20 protein-coding genes are annotated in these 19,629 nt (G+C 63.9%); 11 read left to right on the forward strand and 9 right to left on the reverse strand.

Annotated features, from left to right (window positions below; all coding sequences use genetic code 11):
* The first annotated feature begins 195 nt into the window (after positions 1–195).
* Positions 196–1,449 carry an urea ABC transporter substrate-binding protein gene (gene urtA, locus HY019_RS03890; RefSeq protein ID WP_290688487.1) on the forward strand — a complete coding sequence of 418 codons (1,254 nt, stop codon included), beginning with the start codon at positions 196–198 and terminating at the stop codon, positions 1,447–1,449.
* Between the two features lie 128 nt (positions 1,450–1,577).
* Positions 1,578–2,492: an urea ABC transporter permease subunit UrtB gene (gene urtB / locus HY019_RS03895; protein ID WP_290688488.1), complete on the forward strand. Its 915-nt coding sequence runs from the start codon at positions 1,578–1,580 to the stop codon at positions 2,490–2,492.
* A 19-nt stretch (positions 2,493–2,511) separates the two neighbouring features.
* Here the strand turns inward: urtB and HY019_RS03900 are convergent, their stop codons facing one another.
* Positions 2,512–3,198, reverse strand: coding sequence for a hypothetical protein (locus HY019_RS03900; protein WP_290688489.1), 687 nt, complete (start codon positions 3,196–3,198; stop codon positions 2,512–2,514).
* Between the two features lie 137 nt (positions 3,199–3,335).
* Here HY019_RS03900 and urtC point away from each other — a divergent pair, with 137 nt between their 5' ends.
* The 5 genes from urtC (at position 3,336) to HY019_RS03925 (ending at position 7,726) form a co-directional block, all read left to right on the forward strand.
* The gene (urtC, locus tag HY019_RS03905; protein ID WP_290688490.1) at positions 3,336–4,529 is read left to right on the forward strand and encodes an urea ABC transporter permease subunit UrtC; all 1,194 of its coding nucleotides are present in this window, start codon (positions 3,336–3,338) and stop codon (positions 4,527–4,529) included.
* A gap of 31 nt (positions 4,530–4,560) precedes the next feature.
* The gene (urtD, locus tag HY019_RS03910) at positions 4,561–5,319 is read left to right on the forward strand and encodes an urea ABC transporter ATP-binding protein UrtD (protein WP_290688492.1); all 759 of its coding nucleotides are present in this window, start codon (positions 4,561–4,563) and stop codon (positions 5,317–5,319) included.
* An 11-nt stretch (positions 5,320–5,330) separates the two neighbouring features.
* The gene (gene urtE / locus HY019_RS03915) at positions 5,331–6,020 is read left to right on the forward strand and encodes an urea ABC transporter ATP-binding subunit UrtE (protein ID WP_290688493.1); all 690 of its coding nucleotides are present in this window, start codon (positions 5,331–5,333) and stop codon (positions 6,018–6,020) included.
* A gap of 105 nt (positions 6,021–6,125) precedes the next feature.
* Entirely contained in the window at positions 6,126–7,355 is a 1,230-nt protein-coding gene (fmdA, locus tag HY019_RS03920) for a formamidase (RefSeq protein ID WP_290688494.1), read from the forward strand.
* Positions 7,356–7,372: 17 nt separating this feature from the next.
* Positions 7,373–7,726: a zinc ribbon domain-containing protein gene (locus HY019_RS03925; protein ID WP_290688496.1), complete on the forward strand. Its 354-nt coding sequence runs from the start codon at positions 7,373–7,375 to the stop codon at positions 7,724–7,726.
* Between the two features lie 27 nt (positions 7,727–7,753).
* Here the strand turns inward: HY019_RS03925 and HY019_RS03930 are convergent, their stop codons facing one another.
* From HY019_RS03930 to HY019_RS03960, 7 genes are all read right to left on the reverse strand, one after another.
* Positions 7,754–8,197 carry a CBS domain-containing protein gene (locus HY019_RS03930; RefSeq protein ID WP_290688497.1) on the reverse strand — a complete coding sequence of 148 codons (444 nt, stop codon included), beginning with the start codon at positions 8,195–8,197 and terminating at the stop codon, positions 7,754–7,756.
* Positions 8,198–8,228: 31 nt separating this feature from the next.
* On the reverse strand, positions 8,229–8,741 hold the full coding sequence (locus tag HY019_RS03935; protein ID WP_290688498.1) for a DUF1269 domain-containing protein: 513 nt from the start codon (positions 8,739–8,741) through the stop codon (positions 8,229–8,231).
* Between the two features lie 102 nt (positions 8,742–8,843).
* A complete protein-coding gene (locus HY019_RS03940; RefSeq protein WP_290688499.1) occupies positions 8,844–9,422 on the reverse strand; it encodes an HD domain-containing protein in 579 nt (192 codons plus the stop codon).
* 64 nt (positions 9,423–9,486) lie between these two features.
* Positions 9,487–9,939 carry a hypothetical protein gene (locus HY019_RS03945; protein ID WP_290688500.1) on the reverse strand — a complete coding sequence of 151 codons (453 nt, stop codon included), beginning with the start codon at positions 9,937–9,939 and terminating at the stop codon, positions 9,487–9,489.
* Between the two features lie 94 nt (positions 9,940–10,033).
* Positions 10,034–10,606: a hypothetical protein gene (locus tag HY019_RS03950; protein WP_290688502.1), complete on the reverse strand. Its 573-nt coding sequence runs from the start codon at positions 10,604–10,606 to the stop codon at positions 10,034–10,036.
* A gap of 162 nt (positions 10,607–10,768) precedes the next feature.
* A complete protein-coding gene (locus HY019_RS03955; RefSeq protein WP_290688503.1) occupies positions 10,769–11,515 on the reverse strand; it encodes a hypothetical protein in 747 nt (248 codons plus the stop codon).
* Positions 11,516–11,545: 30 nt separating this feature from the next.
* On the reverse strand, positions 11,546–12,811 hold the full coding sequence (locus HY019_RS03960) for a pectin acetylesterase-family hydrolase (RefSeq protein WP_290688504.1): 1,266 nt from the start codon (positions 12,809–12,811) through the stop codon (positions 11,546–11,548).
* 272 nt (positions 12,812–13,083) lie between these two features.
* On the opposite strand from HY019_RS03960, the gene HY019_RS03965 reads away from it, so the two are divergent.
* From HY019_RS03965 to HY019_RS03980, 4 genes are all read left to right on the forward strand, one after another.
* Positions 13,084–14,574: an NAD(P)/FAD-dependent oxidoreductase gene (locus HY019_RS03965; protein WP_290688505.1), complete on the forward strand. Its 1,491-nt coding sequence runs from the start codon at positions 13,084–13,086 to the stop codon at positions 14,572–14,574.
* Positions 14,575–14,576: 2 nt separating this feature from the next.
* Positions 14,577–15,707, forward strand: coding sequence for an NAD(P)/FAD-dependent oxidoreductase (locus HY019_RS03970; RefSeq protein ID WP_290688507.1), 1,131 nt, complete (start codon positions 14,577–14,579; stop codon positions 15,705–15,707).
* Positions 15,708–15,864: 157 nt separating this feature from the next.
* Entirely contained in the window at positions 15,865–17,097 is a 1,233-nt protein-coding gene (locus HY019_RS03975) for a GGDEF domain-containing protein (RefSeq protein WP_290688509.1), read from the forward strand.
* 89 nt (positions 17,098–17,186) lie between these two features.
* A complete protein-coding gene (locus HY019_RS03980; protein ID WP_290688511.1) occupies positions 17,187–17,792 on the forward strand; it encodes a glutathione S-transferase in 606 nt (201 codons plus the stop codon).
* A 22-nt stretch (positions 17,793–17,814) separates the two neighbouring features.
* Here the strand turns inward: HY019_RS03980 and HY019_RS03985 are convergent, their stop codons facing one another.
* Positions 17,815–19,491, reverse strand: coding sequence for a carboxylesterase/lipase family protein (locus HY019_RS03985; RefSeq protein WP_290688513.1), 1,677 nt, complete (start codon positions 19,489–19,491; stop codon positions 17,815–17,817).
* Positions 19,492–19,629: the final 138 nt, after the last annotated feature.

Below are 19,629 nucleotides of genomic sequence, written 5' to 3' on the forward strand. Positions count from 1 at the left end.
GCAAGAAGCGATCCATGCGCGTTGCACGAGGCCTGAGTACGCCAACTACGTTAATTGACGTATTCATGGAAAACCCGCTCGTCCGTACTGTTGCACCCAAGGCCGCAACAAGCGGTGCCGGGTTCCCGCAGTATCCAAAGGACCTTGCACCAAAGCGCGGCATCGGCAACCCGTTTTTGTGCAAGGAGTCCTTTCATGTCGAAGACCGAAAAAGATCTGTCCCTCAACCGCCGTCGCGTCCTGCAAGGCCTGGGTGCCGTCCCGCTGATGGGCGTCACCGGCCTGAGCTATGGTGCGCCACCGGCCACCTCGGTCGTCAACACGACCAAGCTGGCCGTGACCGATACCGAGGTCATCGTGGGTCAGCTGCATTCGGCCACCGGCACCATGGCCATTTCGGAAACCGGCTCGATCCAGGCCGAGCAACTGGCCATTGACCAGATCAACGCCATGGGCGGTGTGCTGGGCCGCAAGATCAAGGTGATCAAGGAAGACGGCGCATCCGACTGGCCGACGTTTGCCGAGAAGTCCAAGAAGCTGCTGGTCAACGACAAGGTGGCCTGCGTGTTCGGCTGCTGGACATCGGCCTCGCGCAAGGCCGTGCTGCCCATCTTCGAAAAGGAAAACGGCCTGCTGTACTACCCCACCTTCTATGAAGGCCTGGAGCAGTCCAAGAACGTGATCTACACCGGCCAGGAAGCCACGCAGCAGATCATCTGGGGCCTGGACTGGGGCGCCAAGGAGAAGAAAGCCAAGACTTTCTTCCTCGTGGGTTCGGACTACATCTGGCCGCGCACCTCGATGAAGATCGCCCGCAAGCACATTGAGAGTGTGGGCAAGCTGGGCAGCGTGGTGGGTGAAGAGTACTACCCGCTGGGCAACACCAACTTCAACTCCCTGATCAACAAGATCAAGGTGGCCAAACCCGACTGCATCTTCGCCGCCGTGGTGGGGGGCTCCAACGTGGCGTTCTACAAGCAGCTCAAGGCAGCGGGCATCACCGGCGCCAAGCAGTTCCTGCTGACCCTGTCCGTGACCGAGGACGAAATGCTGGGCGTGGGCGGCGAGAACTTCGCCGGCTTCTACTCGTCGATGAAGTACTTCCAGTCCCTGCCCAACGACAACAACAAGAAGTTCGTTGAAGCCTTCAAGAAGGCTTATGGGCCCAAGTCGGTGATCGGCGACGTGACGCAGGCCGGCTACCTGGGCCCCTGGTTGTGGAAGGCCGCGGTCGAGAAGGCCGGCAGCTTCGATGTGGACAAGGTCGTGGCGGCCTCACCGGGCATCGAGCTCAAGACCGCGCCCGAGGGCTACGTGAAGCTGCACGACAACCACCACTTGTGGAGCCGGGCACGCATTGCACAGGGGCAGCCAGACGGGACGTTCAAGGTCGTGGCCGAGTCCAAGGACTTGATCGAACCCAACCCCTTCCCTAAAGGCTATCAATAAACGCCACCCAAGGCGAAGCCAGTCACGTAGTCGCACAACCCAATCCAGCAAACACCGCGGAGCCGGCTTTGCCGGTCCGCTGGTGGTGCCCCCTTGAGGGGGCGGCCGGAGGCCGTAGGGGGAGAGTTATGTCCTTTGCTGAAATGATGAACATCGGCCTGATGCAGGGCTTTGCAGGCTTGAGCCTGTTCTCTGTCCTGCTGCTCATGGGCCTGGGTCTGGCCGTGATCTTTGGCCAGATGGGTGTGATCAACATGGCCCATGGCGAGTTCATGACCATTGGTGCCTACACCGTGTACATGGGCTCGACGCTGACGGAGAAATACGCACCGAATCTGGTGCAGGCCTACTTCCCGTTTGCCATCGTGGCGGCCTTTGTGATTGCCTTTGGTGTGGGCTGGCTGACCGAGTGGGCCTTGATCCGCCACCTCTACAAACGCCCGCTGGACACCTTGCTGGCCACCTGGGGCCTGAGCCTGGGTTTGCAACAGGTGTTCCGCACGGCCATCGGCCCCAAGGAGGTCAGCCCCACGCTGCCTGACTGGTTGATGGGCTCGTGGTCACCACATGAAGGCCTGGACATCCCCATCAACGGCATGTTCGTGATGGGCCTGACCGCCCTGGTCACCGTGCTGCTGATGATCGCGCTGTACAAGGCCCGTTGGGGCTTGCGTGTGCGCGCCACCGTGAGCAACCGCGTGATGGCCAATGCGATTGGCATCAACACGAAGCAGACCGACCGCCTGACCTTTGCGATTGGCTGCGGCATCGCCGGTGTGGCAGGCGCGGCCTTCACCACCATCGGCTCCACGGGCCCCACCAGCGGCTCGCTCTACATCGTCGACTCCTTCCTGGTCGTGACCTTCGGCGGCGCCGGCAGCTTGCTGGGCACGGTGGCATCGGCCTTTGGCATCGCCCAGACGCAGTCGATCAGCGAATTCTTCATGACGGGCTCGAACGCCAAGGTGCTCACGCTGCTCACGGTGGTGACCATCCTGATGCTGCGCCCGCAAGGCCTGTTCCCCTCGAAGGTGCGTCGGTGACTGAGGGCGGGCAAGACCATCAGGCCTTTCTGCGCCGCAGCCCGCCCCGCATCGCCAGCACCGCCGCACCAGCGACACCCATGGCCCATGCAGCCGGCTCGGGCACCGCGGTGCCGAAAGCGATCTCCTGCCGCTCGGTGATGCGCCACTCGGCATGCCCCCCGTCGCCGGGCTGTTCAGGCACCCACACCAGAGCCTGCTTCTCGATCGCGGCCAGCCCTGCGATGCTGTCCCGCCGCTCGAAAGCCTTCTCGACAAGCTCGGTGCCTTGCGGCAAGAACAGATCACTGCAGGCGCAGCTGTAGGTCAGATCGATCGTGCCGACATCCCTCTGCACATCGCTGTAGTCGATGCGGCCTCGCATACGCAAAACCGTTCGGCTGGCACCGTTGGGGAAGAGGTAGTTGTCCACCACAAAGTCTTGTGGCTGCTGGGTGCCCCAGACCAAGGTCAGGCCATCACGCTGCTCGACCACCCAGCCCAACAAGCCCTCGGCCTGCCCCGTGAACCGGCGCCAGCTGACCCCGTCATCCTGCACCACGGTGTCGGTGGCCTGCGTTGCCAGCGGCACCACATTGACCAGCCCAAAAATGACATGCCTTTGTGCGTCGTTCGCGCTGAAACGCAACTCGAAAGCCTCAGACGCAGTGAAGGCCAGCGCAAGCGCGCTGCCTGCAGCCACAGACAACCACCTTGATTTCTTCATGGGGCGCTCCTTGAGCCTGTTGCGGGCATGGTGACTTAGGCGAAGCCCGATGCTACGTCATTCAACGTATTGAGGCACGCGGGTCCACCCCATAACCTGAGCACATGCAAGCTCGTTCATCCCGCCGGAGTATGCCTATGACCCCGTTTCCCTTTCTGTCACGCGCCCCAAAGCTGGGCAGCATCGCGCTGCTGGCCCTGCTGCTGATCGTCGTCTTCCCCCTCACGCTGGACATCTTCCGACTCAACCTGATCGGCAAGTACCTGACCTACGCCTTCGTGGCGCTCGGCCTGGTCATGCTGTGGGGCCATGCCGGCATCCTCAGCCTGGGCCAGGGCGTGTTCTTCGGCCTGGGTGGCTACATGATGGCCATGTTCCTCAAGCTGGAGGCGTCTGACCCCATCGCCACCAAGATCCAGTCCACACCGGGCATCCCGGACTTCATGGACTGGAACCAGCTCACGGCCCTGCCCTCCTGGTGGGTGCCCTTCAAGAGCCTGCCGCTGGCCTTGATTGCCGTGCTCGTGGTGCCCACGCTGCTGGCCTTCATCATCAGCTACGCGATGTTCAAGCGGCGTGTGGGGGGCGTGTACTTCGCCATCATCACGCAGGCCGTGGCCTTGATCCTGACCGTGCTGATCATCGGCCAGCAGGGCTACACCGGCGGGGTGAACGGCATCACCGATCTGAAGACCATGCTGGGCTGGGACATTCGCACCGACCATGCCAAGTACATCCTGTACTACGTGTGCGTGGGCCTGTTGCTGGCGGCCGTGTTCCTGTGCCGCTGGGTGCAGTCGTCCAAGCTGGGCACGCTCTTGCTGGCCATGCGCGACAAGGAAGACCGCGTGCGCTTCTCTGGCTACGACGTGGCCATGTTCAAGGTCTTCGCCTTCTGCCTGGCTGCCATGTTGTCGGCCATCGGTGGCGCCATGTTCACCTTGCAGGTGGGCTTCATGTCGCCGTCTTTCGTGGGCATCGTGCCATCCATCGAGATGGTGATCTTTGCCGCAGTGGGCGGCCGCATGAGCCTGGTGGGCGCGATCTACGGCGCCCTGCTGGTGAACTTTGGCAAGACCTACTTCTCGGAGAGCGCACCTGATCTGTGGCTGTTCCTGATGTCGGGCCTGTTCATCGGCGTGACCATGGCCTTCCCCGATGGCCTGGCCGGCCTGGTGGAGCAAAAGCTCAAGCCCTGGTGGACCAGGCGGCAGGCTGATCGCGCCGCGCAGGCCGAGCGCATCAAGGCTGCGCACGCCGCCTACCCCAATGCGCTTCCACCCAGCAAGGGCAACGGCATGCCGCCCGGCATCAGCAGCCAGCAAGCCTGAATCATCCAGCCATTGACGAAGGAGCCACCTCATGAGTGCAGCCCCCACCAAAGCCAAAGAGTTCGTTCTCTACATCGAAGACCTCACCGTGTCTTTTGACGGCTTCAAGGCCATCGACAACCTGAACCTGTATGTGGACAAGAACGAGCTGCGCGTGATCATTGGCCCCAACGGCGCCGGCAAGACCACCCTGCTCGATCTGATCTGCGGCAAGACCAAGGCCAGCAACGGCAGCATCAAGTTCAAGGACGAAGAGCTGACCAAAAAGCCCGAGCACCAGATCGTGCGCTCGGGTGTGGGCCGCAAGTTCCAGACACCCTCCATCTACGAGAACCTCAGCGTCTTCCAGAACCTGGAGGTGTCTTTCCCGCGTGGCCGCAGCGTGCTGGGTGCACTGGGCTTCAAGTGCACCGACGAGGTCAAGGCCCGCGTGCAGGTGGTGGCCGAGGAGATCGGCCTGGCTGACAAGCTGGATACCGAAGCAGGCTTGCTGTCGCACGGCCAGAAGCAATGGCTGGAGATCGGCATGTTGCTGATGCAGGAGCCCGAGCTGCTGATGCTGGACGAACCCATCGCCGGCATGAGCGCCAAGGAGCGCGAGCAGACTGCCGAGCTGCTCAAGCGCATCTGCAAGAACCGCTCGATGATCGTGATCGAACACGACATGGCTTTCGTGGCGCAGATCGCCTCGAAGGTGACGGTGATGCACCAGGGAAAGATCCTGGCCGAGGGGACGATGGACCAGGTCCAGAGTGATCCGAAAGTCATTGACGTCTATCTCGGCCACTGAAGGGGATCAACATGCTGGAAGTCAAAGACCTGTTCGTGAGTTATGGCCAGAGCGAGGCGCTGCACGGCATCTCATTCGAGGCCAACAAGAATGAAACCGTGGCCATCATGGGCCGCAATGGCATGGGCAAGACCACGCTGTTCAAGAGCCTGATGGGCGTGCTGCCCACCAAGTCCGGCGAGATCAGCGTGGCGGGCCACAGTGTGGCCAAGGACGAGAGCTACAAGCGCGTGGCCTCGGGGCTTGCCTATGTGCCCCAAGGCCGCATGATCTTCCCCACTTTGACGGTGGAAGAGAACATCCAGACCGGCCTGGAGAACAGCAAGAGCAAGAAGATCCCCGATGAGATCTACGCCCTCTTTCCCGTGCTGTTCGACATGCGCGGCCGCAAGGGCGGCAACCTGTCGGGCGGCCAGCAACAGCAACTGGCCATTGCGCGAGCACTGGTCACCAACCCCAAGGTGCTGCTGCTGGACGAGCCCACCGAAGGCATCCAGCCTTCGATCATCAAGGACATCGCCAAGGCGCTCAACGAGATCCGCAAGCTGCGCGAGATCACGATCGTGGTGTCCGAGCAGGTGCTGTCCTTTGCGATGGACGTGGCCGATCGGCTCTTCGTGATCGAAGGCGGCCGACTGGTGCATGAAACAACCCGCACCAACACCGATGCCGACCGCATCAAGGCATACCTGTCTGTATGAACCAGGCCCCCCAGCTTGTCGCTTCGCGCCTTCGCTACCCCCCCGTCTGGCTTGGGGCGGCCCGGCGCCAGACCTTTCAGCACTTACTGACACTAGGAGTTTTTCATGGCTGACACCCTGATCAAAGTCGACCTGACCCAATCGCCCACCCTGAACGAGAACATCCACAACCGCTGGCACCCGGACATCCCGATGGCCTGCTGGGTGAACCCCGGCGACGAATTCATCCTGGAGACCTTCGACTGGACGGGCGGCTTCATCAAGAACAACGACTCGGCCGATGACGTGCGCGACATCGACCTGAGCACCGTGCACTACCTCAGCGGCCCCGTGGGTGTGAAAGGTGCCGAGCCTGGCGACCTGCTGGTGGTGGACCTGCTGGACATCGGCGCCAAGCAGGACAGCCTGTGGGGCTTCAACGGTTTCTTCAGCAAGCAGAATGGCGGAGGATTCCTGACCGAGCACTTCCCCCTGGCGCAGAAGTCCATCTGGGACATCCATGGCATGTTCACCAAGAGCCGCCATGTACCCGGTGTGAGTTACGCGGGCCTGATCCACCCGGGCCTCATCGGCTGCCTGCCCGACCACAAGATGCTGGAGATGTGGAACACGCGCGAGCAAGAGCTGATCGACTCGGCGCCCGATGTCACGGGCCTGGCCAACCCTCCCTTTGCCGGCACCGCCCACATGGGCAAGCTCACTGGTGAAGCCAAGGAAAAGGCCGCCGCCACTGCCGCCCGCACTGTGCCCCCGCGCGAACACGGCGGCAACTGCGACATCAAGGACCTGTCACGCGGCTCCAAGGTCTACTTCCCCGTGTATGTGGATGGGGCGGGCCTGTCCGTCGGTGACCTGCACTTCAGCCAGGGCGATGGCGAGATCACCTTCTGCGGGGCCATCGAGATGGCCGGCTGGGTACACATGAAGGTCACGCTGATCAAGGGCGGCATGGCCAAGTACGGCATCAAGAACCCCATCTTCAAGCCCAGCCCCATCAAGCCCGTCTACAACGACTACCTGATCTTTGAAGGCATCTCGGTGGACGAGCAAGGCAAGCAGCTCTACCTGGATGTGAACGTGGCCTACCGCCAGGCCTGCCTCAACGCCATCGAGTACCTCAAGAAGTTCGGCTACAGCGGCGCGCAGGCCTACTCCATCCTGGGCACGGCACCGGTGCAGGGCCACATCAGCGGCGTGGTCGACGTGCCCAATGCCTGCGCCACCTTGTGGCTGCCCACCGAGATCTTCGACTTCGACATCAACCCGACGGCCGCCGGGCCCACGAAGTTCCTGGATGGCAGCATCGACATGCCGATCTCGCCTGACCTCAAGTAAGCGCCAGGAGCACGCCTATGCCCACCTATGACTATGCGTGCCCGAGCTGCGGTGGCTTCGACGCCTTTCGCAGCCTGGCCCAACGCAATGACCCTTGCGCCTGCCCCGACTGCGGCACGGACTCGGCACGCGTGTTCGTGAGCGCGCCGCGGCTGGCCTGTGTGAGCAGCGACACACGCACGGCCATGGAGACCAATGAGCGCGCGCAACACGCGCCCATGTCATCCAAGGAATACGGAGGGTATCAACGGCTCAAGCACCCTTCGGGCTGTGGATGCTGCGCGCCAGGGGCCAAGCGCAGCGCCACCGTCAAGGCGGCCAACGGGAACAAGATGTTCCCATCCAAACGGCCCTGGATGATCAGCCATTGACGGTCCCCAATCGGGCAACTCGGCAACTCAGGCAGCACGCACACCCGTGATGTAGTGCTCCAGTTGCTCGATGATGAACTGCTGCTCGGAGATGATGCCCTTGACCAGGTCCCCGATGGAGATCATGCCCAGCAGCTGGCCGTTTTCCATGACGGGCAAGTGGCGCAGGCGGTTTTCCGTCATCAGCGCCATGCACTCGTCGCTGGTCTGGCTGGGCCGCACATACATCACCGCCGAGGTCATGATCTCGCGCACCTCGGTCTCGCGGGACAGGCGGGACATGAGCGCGATCTTGCGCGCGTAGTCCCGCTCGGTGACGATGCCCACCACATGCCCGCCATCCATCACCAGCAGGGCGCCGATGCCCTTCTCCGCCATCAATACCAGCGCGTCATACACCGAGGCCGTGGGCGAGATGGTGTAGACGGTCTGGCTTTGTTTGCCTCTGAGGACTTCTGCGACTGTGGTCACGGCCATGCTCCAGAAAGATCGCTGCACACCGTCACGGGAAGGCTGGCACGTTGGGCTCATGCCCTTCGAAATCCGCCTCCGGGTTGCTGGCATGCAGCAAGGCCTCGATCTCCCTGACCCGGTGATGCGGGATGTCCGCCATCAACAGGATCTTGCCGTGCGCGAGTGCGGGTGCAAAGCGCGCCAGGCGCCGACTGGGAACCGATGCCCCGATCATGCTCGCTGTCCAGGCGCCAAACAAGGCCCCTGCCCCGGCGAGCAGGCCCACCAGGGCCGGTTTGCTGGCCTCGGCCAGCATGGGTGACACCGCGAAGATGGCGCCCGCCGCCGCCCCCAGCGCCGCACCGATACACAGCCCCCTTTGTGCAGAGCCAATGAGATCGGACGATTGCAGAGGGCTGGCCTTGTGCAGGCTCCCCAGATCCGTGCCCTCACGGGCATGGAAATGCAGGTGGCGGTGCTCGATGCGGGCCAATAACAACTCGTCCATCGCACGGCGCGCACTCGCCAGGTCGGGCAACAGCCAGTAGATTCTGTGGCGCATGGTGACCTCCTGTCGGCGCAGGCACACGCACGCCACGCCGCACTTCGCTTCTACGCCTGCGTCAGCGCGCCGGCAAGAATAGCCATGAGGCGGCCAGGGTGGTTACTTGTCCAGCGCCGCCTTGTAGACCGACTGGCGGGGCGAGGCCATCACGCGCTGCACCATGGGCTCGAAAAAGCTCAGGGGCAGGATCTCGCCCTTGGCATCAAACGCCGGGTTGTCATAACGTTCCACAAAGGTGGCGGTGTGCGCGTAATGCGGATGGTCCTTGAACTGGTCGCGCATGTTGCGGTCCAGCCCGATGTGGTGGAAGAAGTTGTAACCCTGGAAGATGCCATGGTGCTGCACCATCCAGTGGTTGGCCTCGCTGACAAAAGGCTTGAGGATGGCCGCGGCGATGTCGGGGTGGTTGTAGCTGCCCAGGGTGTCGCCGATGTCGTGCAGCAGCGCACAAACCACGTACTCTTCATCGCGCCCGTCGCGGTGGGCCAAGGTCGCGGCCTGCAGGCAGTGGCTCAGGCGGTCGATGGGGAAGCCACCAAAGTCACCGTCCAGCAGTTGCAGGTGCGCCAGCACACGCTGCGGCAAGGCGCGGGCCATCTTCATGGCCTCGGGCATGATCAGCGCCCAGTCAGCCTGGGTGCTGTCGTCCATTCTCGTGAAGGTGGCGCGTTCGCTCATGGGGGGCTCCGGATTGGGTCGAAGCCCATCTTAAGCGGTGATCACCGCCGCGCAGCCCGCCCGCTCAACGCCCGATGACCCGGTCCATCTGCTGATCTTTCAGCGACGGCTCATTGGGGTTGGGCCGTCCCACCAGCATGTCGCGCACATTGGGCTGGCTGCCGGTGTCGGACGCGGGCGAAGCACTGGGGCGCTGCCCCTTGACCACCGTGACCGAGCCACCGCCCAGGGCCTGCTCGGAGCCGGGCTTCTCACAAGGGGCGTCGGTGTAGATGACGCTGCCACCCACCTTGCACTTGTGGATGCCCGAGGTGGCCTTGCGGGACACCTGCTGGGGTTCCCCTTCTTCGGCCTGGGCATTGCCGGCAGAGGGCGGTGGGTCGTTGTCGAACTTGATGGTGGGGGCGGGCGTATCGGCCTTGCCCAAACGGCTCAGGGCACCTGAGGCCTGGTACTTCCAGGCCAGCACAAGCCCGAACGCGAGCAGCACGCCCAGCAGGTATTTTTTGGCAAACATGACGCGGTTCTCCCTTTTTTGAAACCGCGATAGCTTACCGGCAAGCGCCCCCCATTGGCGCTGGAGCAGGTGCCTCAGGCAGGGGGGTGGCTGCTCAGGGGCGCGAGGCGGCAGGGGCCGACGGTGTGGCAGCCGCAGGCTGGGCCGGTGCATCCGCCAGGAATTTCAACTGGCTGTAATTCCACTTGGCGCAAACCACGCCCTCGCTGGCCATGGCGCCGCCGTCGGCCTTGCCCCATTTGCAAGGCTGGGTCACCAGCTTGCCTGTTTTATCGTAGACGCCCGCCCCCAGCTCCTTGGCGGTCGTGGGCAAGGTGAACTGCACGTAGTGGCCCACCTTGGGTTGCTGGTCGTCCGGCACGGACACCGCCCACAGCACATCGCCACGGCCGGACTTGGCCACGTCCACAGTCAGCACCAGCAGGTGTTGCGCAAGCAGTTGGCACACATTTGCATCAGCCACACAGGGTGCAAAGCGCTCGTGTTTCTTCCAGGGATCGACCTTGCGAATGCGACCGGTGACAAGCTGGTCAGCAAACAAGGACCAGTTCTCGACCATGTGGGCCGGTGGGACAAAAGCGGTGCTTTCGGCGGCAGCAGCGGAGCCAGTGGCGCAGGCCACCAACGCGCAGACAGCGCCCATGGACAGGGATGTGAAAAGCTTCATGACGATGCGGTTGGGAGAGAGGGGGGAGATCAAGTTCAAAAGCCATGATCTCACCAGCCTCACCGCTCAGGCTTCAGGGATTGCCTGCCCCGCAAACGCGTTAGGCGCGCTTGGCAATGTCGTCAAATCGCCCGGCATCACGGCAAAGCCGCACCTCAACCGTCAACGGGCATCACCGCCGTAGACCTTCTCGCGCAAGGCCTGAAGCTGGCGCTCCAGCGTGGCGGGGTCTTGCTCGGCCACGGGTGACTTCTGCCAACGGGCGACCACCTCGGCCTGCTGTCGGGCGAAGTCCTCGTTCTTGCGCTGTTCTTCCTGCAAGGCCTTGGCCTGCTCCGGGCTCTGTGTGCCTTGCAGCTGCGTACGCTGGGCTTCCACCCAGGCCTGGCGCTTGGCCGGGTCTGCCTCCAGGTCGGCGGCCACCGCCGTCAGCAACAGCGTGGCTTCACCCGAGTTGATTTCACCATTGGCGACATGGCTGGGCAGTTGCTGCACCAGTTCATGCGCCAGCCCCTGGCGCTCGACCACATTGGGGCCGTCTTTCATCTCGCTCCACTTGCTCACTGCACGCTGAAAGCGCAGGTAGGCCACCAGCCGGTTGCGCTCTCTCGCCTTGTTGGGCTCGTTCTCCAGGGCCTTGTTGAGCGCATCCCAGTCTTCCTGGCTGAAGTCAGTCGGCCGGGTCTCGCCCACCGGGCCCTTGGGGATGAAGCCTTGGCCCTCGCTGGCGCCGGCCGCCCCCGCAGAAGGCCACATGCCATTGGGGGCGGGTGCCAGTGCCTTCTGATGCTGATCCTGCTCCGCCTGTGCCTGACCATGCCGCAACCAGATATAGACGCCAACCGCGAGCACAGCCAGTGCCAGCAGCCAGAGTTTGGATGGGGATTTGGGGACCAGGGTGGTAGACATGGATCAGATCACAAACAACGGACCAGCACATTAGAGCGGAATCAGATCCGACAAACCATCCGCAATGACGTCACTGAGGTAAACCCTCTGTGCCGGCGGATTCAGCTCTTCGGCACGCAGCACGGGGCCACTGCCGTCCAGCAGGTTGTCCAGGAAGACGCCCAGGGACTGGTAGCCCCGCTCCGCGATGCTGGAGCCGCCAAAGGTCAGAATCGTGGCGCAATGCGCCTGGTTGAACTTGCGCCAGTTGGGGATGTAGTAGCCCACGTTCGGGTAGGCACTCAATGCAGCCAGCCAGGGCTTGAGGTCCTGACGCCACTTCTGGTTGAGCAGCTTCAGGCGCGCGGCATCGCTGGGCGCATTGGCAATCTCGGGGAAGAACTTCTGGTACGAGAAGGCCGAGAAGACACCATCCTCCTGGAACAGGGTGTAGCCAAGGCGGTCTTGCGGGAACAGCTTGCCCAGATTGCCTTGCAGCGTGCCCAGGTTGTTGGGGTCACCCACGCCGGGGTACTTGGCCACGATCTCGGTGACCATGCCCTTGGGGCCATCCAGCCCCCAGGCGTCGCGGATCTTGTTGTGCAAGGGCACGGAGGGGTATTGCGCCGGATCGCCATTGCGCGGTGCCACCATCAAGGGGCCGGCATCAGACAGCAAGGCCGACTTCTTGGGGCGCAGGGCCTCACGGAACATGGCGTAGTGCGCCGACGAGGCCACCCCACCAGCCGAGAAGCCCGTGACCAGCAACTGTGCGGGCGAGCCCATGTTCACGGCCATCCAGTTGGCCACGTACTTCATGTTGTTCAGGCCCTTGTGCTCGAAGGCATAGGCCTTGGCCGGGTCCTCGGGGTTGTAGACCACGGTCTTGTTGCCGGTCTGCACGTCACCGGTGCAATAAGGCACGTAGATGATGTTCCAGCTTTGCGTCTTCACGGCCTGCAGCGGGTCCACGCGCGCCGTGAAAGGCGTGACCAGGCCCAGGTGCGCCTGGCGGTTGAAGTCCGACATGTAGTTCGATGGCACACCATCGGGGTTGACGGCGGCCAGCATGCTGCCGCCCTTGCAGCTGACACCATCCCAGCAGGCGCCGCCGCCTTCGAACATGATGACCGTCTTGCTGGTGAAGGGCGTGCGGTTGACGAAGAAGCGGTAGGGTGTGCCGTTGCCACAGGTGGCCCCGCCACCGGTTGGCGCGGTCACCGTGTCCCACTGGAAGTAGCCCGCATGGGCCAGCCCACCGATCAGGCTGCCGACCACGGCCTTGACGGCCAGAAGCGAAAAACGACTTGCTCTCATCTGGAACCTCTTGTGTGTTGTCTTGGTTGTTGGGGTCTGGTGCGAAGCGCAGTCTGCGCAAGGCCCTCCAGGTGGCCAACAAGGACTAACCCGAACGGGTTATCACCAGCACTCAAACAGGGGAGAAACAAGTGTCAGACGACTTACATTCCGCACCGTTTCCCCCAGGAGAACAGCATCTACTAGGGGTTTTCTTCAATAAACACAGGGCTTCCAGATCATTAGCCTGAAAAACGTTGTTATTTTTCAAATCAACGTTTCAGGATGTCACCATGAGTCAACCCAGCACCCCATCACGCCGCCGACTGCTGAGCGGCCTGACCGCCACCGCCGCCGCCACCTTGTTGCCTGCGGGCAGAGACAACCTGGCGCAAGCGGCCACGGGCTCGGGTGCAGTGGGTGACTACAGCACCGATGTGGTCGTGGTGGGCGGCGGCTACTCGGGCCTGGCCTGCGCGCGCAGCCTGGTGGCCGCGGGCAAGCAAGTCCTCCTGCTGGAGGCACGCGAACGCGTCGGGGGGCGCTGCGTGAACCAGCCCCTGCCCGCGCCCTTCAACCAATACGTGGTCGAAGGCGGCGCCGAGTTCATCGGCCCCACGCAAGACCGCATGTACAGCCTGGTGCAGCAGTTGGGCCTCCAGACCTTTGCGGCCTACAACACGGGCAAGCAGGTCAACTACGTGAACGGCAAGCGCGCGACCTACAGCGGCGTGCTGCCCTGGACGGGCCTGTTCTCCACCGCCGAGATCGGCATCGCCATGCTGCGCATCGACGACCTGGCCAAGACCGTGCCACTGGATGCGCCCTGGAACGCCAGCAAGGCCGTGCAGTGGGACAGCCAGAGCGTGCAGACCTGGATGGACGCCAACCTGCTGACGGCCGATGCCAAGTCCCTCTTGCGCCTGGCCGTGCTGGCCCTGCTGTCGGCCGAACCGCGCGATATCTCCATGCTCTACATGCTGTTCTACATCCATGCAGGCGGCGGGCTCACCACCATGCTCAGCACAGCGGGTGGCGCCCAGCAGGACCGCATCGTGGGGGGCTCCCAGTCCATCGCACTGGGCATGGCCCGTGAACTGGGCACGCGCATCCTCTACAACTCACCGGCCAGGCAGATCAAGCAGGATGCCTATGGCATCGCGGTGTCCGGCGATGGCTTCACGGTGCGCGCGCAGCATGCCGTGATGGCCATGTCGCCCTGGATGGCCTCGCGCCTGAGTTACGAACCGCTGGACGGCCCCACGCAATACCGCATGCAGATGATGCAGCGCGTGCCCATGGGCTCGATCTGGAAGGTGCACTGCGTCTACGACAAGCCCTTCTGGCGTGATGCCGGCCTGAGCGGCCAGGTCACCAGCGACGCCTACCTGCCCAAGGTCGTGTTCGACAACACGCCGCCAGAAGCCGGTGCACCCGGTGTGCTGATGGGCTTCATCGACGGCCAGGACGCCCGCGACGCCGTGCTGATGACACCCGAGGCCCGCAAAGCGAATGTGCTCAAGGCCATGAGCGTCTACTTCGGCCCGCAAGCCGCCACCCCGCTGGCCTACACCGAGAACAACTGGCAATCGGAGAACCTCAGCGGCGGCGGGCCCACTGGCGTCTTCCCGCCCGGCGTGCTGACCGGCTTTGGCGCCGCATTGCGCGCGCCCATCGGCCGCCTGCATTGGGCCGGCACCGAGACATCCACCATCTGGGCCGGCTACATGGATGGCGCCGTGCGCTCGGGTGAGCGTGCGGCCAACGAGATCCTGGGGCGTTGACCATGCAGGCACCGGAGCAAACCGACACGTTCATCGTCGGCGCGGGGCCTGCAGGCCTGGCGGTGGCAGCCTGCCTCAAGCGCGAGGGCCGGTCCTTCGTGATGGTGGAGCGCCAGGCCCAGTTGGGCCACGCCTGGCGCACGCATTACGACCGCCTGCATCTGCACACGGACAAGGCGCACTCGTCCCTGCCCCACTTCAAGCTGCCACCGCATTACCCACGCTACCCCTCGCGCCAGCAGGTGGTGGACTACCTTGAAGCCTATGCGCGGCACTTCAACCTGCACCCGCGTTGCGATGAAGCCGCCCTGGACGCACGCAGGCTTGGCTCGCACTGGGATGTCACCACGAGCCAGGGGCGCTATCAGGCACGCTCGCTGGTGGTGGCCAGCGGCTACAACAATGAGCCGCAGATCCCGACCTGGCCTGGGCAGGCGCAATACCAGGGCCAGATCCTGCACAGCAAGCACTACCGCAATGGCTCAGCCTTCAAGGGCAAGGACGTGCTGGTGGTTGGCCTGGGCAACTCGGGCGGCGAGATGCTGATCGACCTGCACGAGCACGGCGCCCGTCCCTGCATCGCCGTGCGCAGTCCCGTCAACGTGATCCCGCGCGAGGTCATGGGCGTGCCCTTTCTCACCATGGGCATCTTGCAGCGCAACATGCCCGCACGCCTGGTGGACAAGCTCAACGCGCCCATCACCAATGCCATCATCGGGGACCTGCGGCCTTATGGGCTGCGCCGCCCCGCTGAAGGGCCCATCACCCAGATCCGCGAGCAAGGGCGCGTGCCTTTCATCGACGTCGGCACCATCCAGCTGATCAAGCAGGGGCACGTCACCGTCTACCCCAACATCGAGTGCTTCACGCCTGATGGTGTGATGTTCGTCGACGGCCGCCAGCAAAAGGTGGACGCGGTGGTGCTGGCCACGGGCTTTCGGCCTGCGGTGCACCACTGGCTGCACACCACGCGCGACGCGGTGGACGAACACGGCACGCCCCGGTTCAGCGGGCAGGTGGTGGCAGGCCAGAACCTGTACTTCTGCGGCTTCTACATTTCACCCACCGGCATGCTGCGCGAGATCGCCATGGAGGCCAAGGACATCGCCCAGGACATTGCCAGGGCGGCTTAATGGCCAGATACCGAGCCGAATCGAGAGAAAAGTCGCTCATCGGCAGATCGGTGTGCTGGCCGGCATCAAGAATCAAGCGGCCAGACCGACAAACAGGAAAAGGTCGGCGCCTCGGCGCCCTGCCCTTGCGCTGCCCTGCTTTGGTCTGGTCGTCTACATGCTTTCTGCCCCGAATCCACAGCCTCATGCGCCTCTGCTGACCGAGACGGCATCGCCCCCCGCGCAGCCGCTTGGCACCAAGGCGCCGCAAGGCTCGCAGCAATCGCTCAACCAGGCCCTGATCGACACCACCTCCCGCATCATGGGTGCGATGTACGTCTACCTGGCCCTGTGGCTGGTGATCACGCTCGTCGCGGGCTTGCAGAAGACGCATCCGCAACTGGTATGGGGCACCACCATCTGGCTGGGTGCGATCGCGGCAACGCGTGCCCTGGTCGCGCACCAGCTCCACAGCCTGCTGGACCACAGCCCTGCCCTGGCGCACCGCCTCACCGTGGGCCTGGTGCTGGTCAACGGCCTGACCTGGGGCTTGCTGACGGCCGCCAGCGTCCAAATCCCCTCGTTCGAACCCATCCGGACATCCATGCTGCTGGTCAGTGTGGGGCTGAGTTCTGGCGGCACCGTGGCCATGGCCATCAACCCGACACTCAAGGTGTGGTTCCCCGTCTCGGTGATCGCCCCGGTGGCCATCGCCACCGCCACCCACGCCTCGGACAGCAACTTCATGCTGGCCTGCCTGATGGTGGTCTACACCGTGTACGTGATGCACTCGGCCCGAACCGTGAGCCAGGACTACTGGCGGGCGCAGGAGGCCTTTCGCGCGCTGGAGCACGCCAGCCTGACCGACCCGCTGACCCAGGTGCCCAACCGCCTGCACTTCGAGCGGCAATACCAGATCGAATGGCGCCGCGCCTGCAGGTTGAACACCCGCATCGCGGTGATGATCGTGGACCTGGATCACTTCAAGCGCGTCAACGACGAACATGGCCACCCAGCCGGGGACATCGTCCTGCAGGAAGCCGCCAAGGCCATGAGCGCGGCCATCATGCGCCCATGTGATGTGCTGGCCCGCTATGGTGGTGAAGAGTTCATCGTGCTGCTGCCCGAGATCACGGAAGAAGGGGCCCAGGTTGTGGCCGAACGCCTGCGCACCCAGGTCGAGAAGCTCGAGATCGCCTTGCCATCCAGCACCATCCACATCACCTGCAGCGTGGGCTATGCCTGCCTCGTGCCTGGACATGAGCTGGACGCGGACGACATGGTCCGGCAGGCCGACCAGGCGCTCTACGGGGCCAAGACAAGCGGGCGCAACCGCTGCCAGGGGTGGACCCTGCCCGCCACGCAGGAGGCCAGCTTGCAACCTGCCGAGACCGACGACGCCATCTTGTGATCAGGCCTGCGGGCTCGGGCTGTGGCGTGCTGGAAATCGCTCTAACATGGCACGCCCGCTGAACACGCCATCCCTTCCCCTGGCCCCGCATGAGCCTGCCCGTTCTGTACTCGTTTCGACGCTGCCCTTACGCCATCCGCGCGCGCCTGGCCTTGCGTTACGCCCAGGTACCGTATGAGCTCAAGGAAGTGGCCCTGCGCGACAAGCCGGCCGAGATGCTGGCCTTGTCACCCAAAGGCACGGTGCCCGTGCTGCACCTGCCAGATGGCCGCGTGCTGGAACAAAGCCTGGACATCATGCTGTGGGCGCTGGCACAGCGCGACCCGGATGGCTGGTTGAGCGCGGCGCCGGCCGAGGCCATGCAGGCACTGATCGATGCCAACGACCTGCGCTTCAAGCCCTTGCTGGACCGCTACAAATACGCCGAGCGCCACCCCGAACAATCACGCGAGGCCTGGCGTGCGCGCGCCGTGGACGCGCTGCTGATGCCACTGGAGTCGCGGCTGCAAACCCACCCTTACCTGCTGGCCGACCGCATCAGCCTGGCTGACATGGCCCTGCTGCCCTTCGTGCGGCAATTTGCCCAGGTCGACCGGGCCTGGTGGGACGAAGCCGCCAAGCTGCCGGCCCTGGCCCGATGGCTGGACCAGTTGACCGACAGTGCGCTGTTTCAGGCCGTCATGGCGCGCGCCTGAAGGCCAGTTCGCCGACAGAGGCTCACAAGCCCAGCCCCAAGGCCGTGGCCGTGTCCCACAGCAGGCACTGATGCTTGCTGTAGATGCCCCCCAGGTAGTTGGTCGACACCTTGGCTGCCGACAGCTGCTGCGTGGCCGCGATCACGCTGTTGAAACGCGGCCAGTTCAGTTGTCCGCCGCCATTGGGGTCACCGGTTGCGGCAAAGCGCCCCCAGTACTGCACCATCCTCGCCGACAGGGCGAGTTGCGCAGGCGTGGCCACATCGTTGGGATCAGGGCTGGCTGGCGTTGTCGCAATGCGCGACTGGAACAGGAAAGGCAGCTCGGACGCGTGATAGGCGCCCCACGCCATGAAGGGATCAGCCACCAGCGGCGGCACCTGCTCTTCCTGGAACTCGTAGGCATAAGTCGACACATAGGCAGACAGGCTGCGCGCCGACATCTGCGAGCCGCAGGCAAACAGGGCATCGGTCATCAAGGCCGAAGCGGCCAGATCGGGCGAGCCCAGGCGCTTGCTGGAATAGTCCAGGGTGATGATGGACGCCACCGCCGCATTGCCCGCAATGCCGGTGACCAGGGCCTGGTACTCGGCTTCGGTCAAGGGTGCACCACGATGCAGGTCATACGCCAGCGCGATGAACAGCCGGCCCTCGTCCTTCGTATTGCCCACCATCATGGGCACGCGGTTGAACTTACCTTGTTTGACCAGGTCCTTGGGCGCGGCGGGCAGGATCACCCCATCCACCCAGGGCGACAGCGCCAGCAGGCTGCTCGGGTCAGTGAAATCGATGGAAGGCGCGGCGTTGAAGACCTCGTCCGAGGACTTGCTGCGCAGGCAGGTCAACTGCGAGGGGCCCGCAGCACAGCCCAGCTTCTGCGCCAGTGCATTGCCTGTGGCCAAGGCCTTGGCACGGGTCAAGGTGCCGGCCGTACACGGTCCACTTTGCATGATGGCGCGCTGGAACAGTCCCGCAGCCGAGGGTGACACCAGCTGCTGGCAGACGCTGATGCTGCCTGCGGACTGACCAAAGATGGTCACGCGCCGAGGATCGCCCCCAAAGCCCGCGATGTTGTGCTGCACCCAGCGCAAGGCTGCTTGCTGGTCCTGCAAGGCATAGTTGCCGGCCTGGCTCTCGGCGCTCAAGGCATCCAGTGCCAACAAGCCGAAGATGCCCAGGCGGTAATTGATGGTCACCACGATGGCGCCGGTGCTTTGCGCCAGGCGGCTGCCATCGTATTGCGATCCGGCCCCCGTCACAAAGGCCCCGCCATGGATCCACACCATCACCGGCACGGCACTGCCAGGCTGGACGCCCGGCGGCACGTTGACATTGAGGTAGAGGCAGTCTTCGCTGGAATTCGGCACACCCGCTGGTGGCAGCGCCCCATCCTGCTTGCACGCCTGCCCGGCCTGATCAGCGACGCGCACGCCGCCCCAAGGCTGAACAGGCGCGGGCGCCTTCCAGCGCAGGTCACCAATGGGCGGCTGGGCAAACGGCAGGCCCTTGTAAACCATGCCCCCGTCCTGCCCGGCCACGCCCTGCACCCAACCCGCCTCCGTCTGCACCGAGGCAGGCGCGGCCTGGGCAGCACCTATCCAGCCTGCCGTGGCCATCATCACAGTGGCCACGCAGGCCTTCGTTGCCAGGCGCGCCTGGCGCCACAACCCATATGGCTTCATCGCTTGATCTTGCTGCATGCCTGCTGTCTCCTGGTGCTGTTGATGGGCGCATTGTGGGCAGCTGCGGGCAAGCTCGGGTTGTCATTTCCTTGCGTCCAACTATCATTTTTCAGCAGCCGAACACGCCCCTGGTGAAAGCCCCTAAGCCTTCATCGC

It is taken from the genome of Aquabacterium sp. (assembly GCF_016195855.1).
Lineage (GTDB): Bacteria > Pseudomonadota > Gammaproteobacteria > Burkholderiales > Burkholderiaceae_C > Aquabacterium.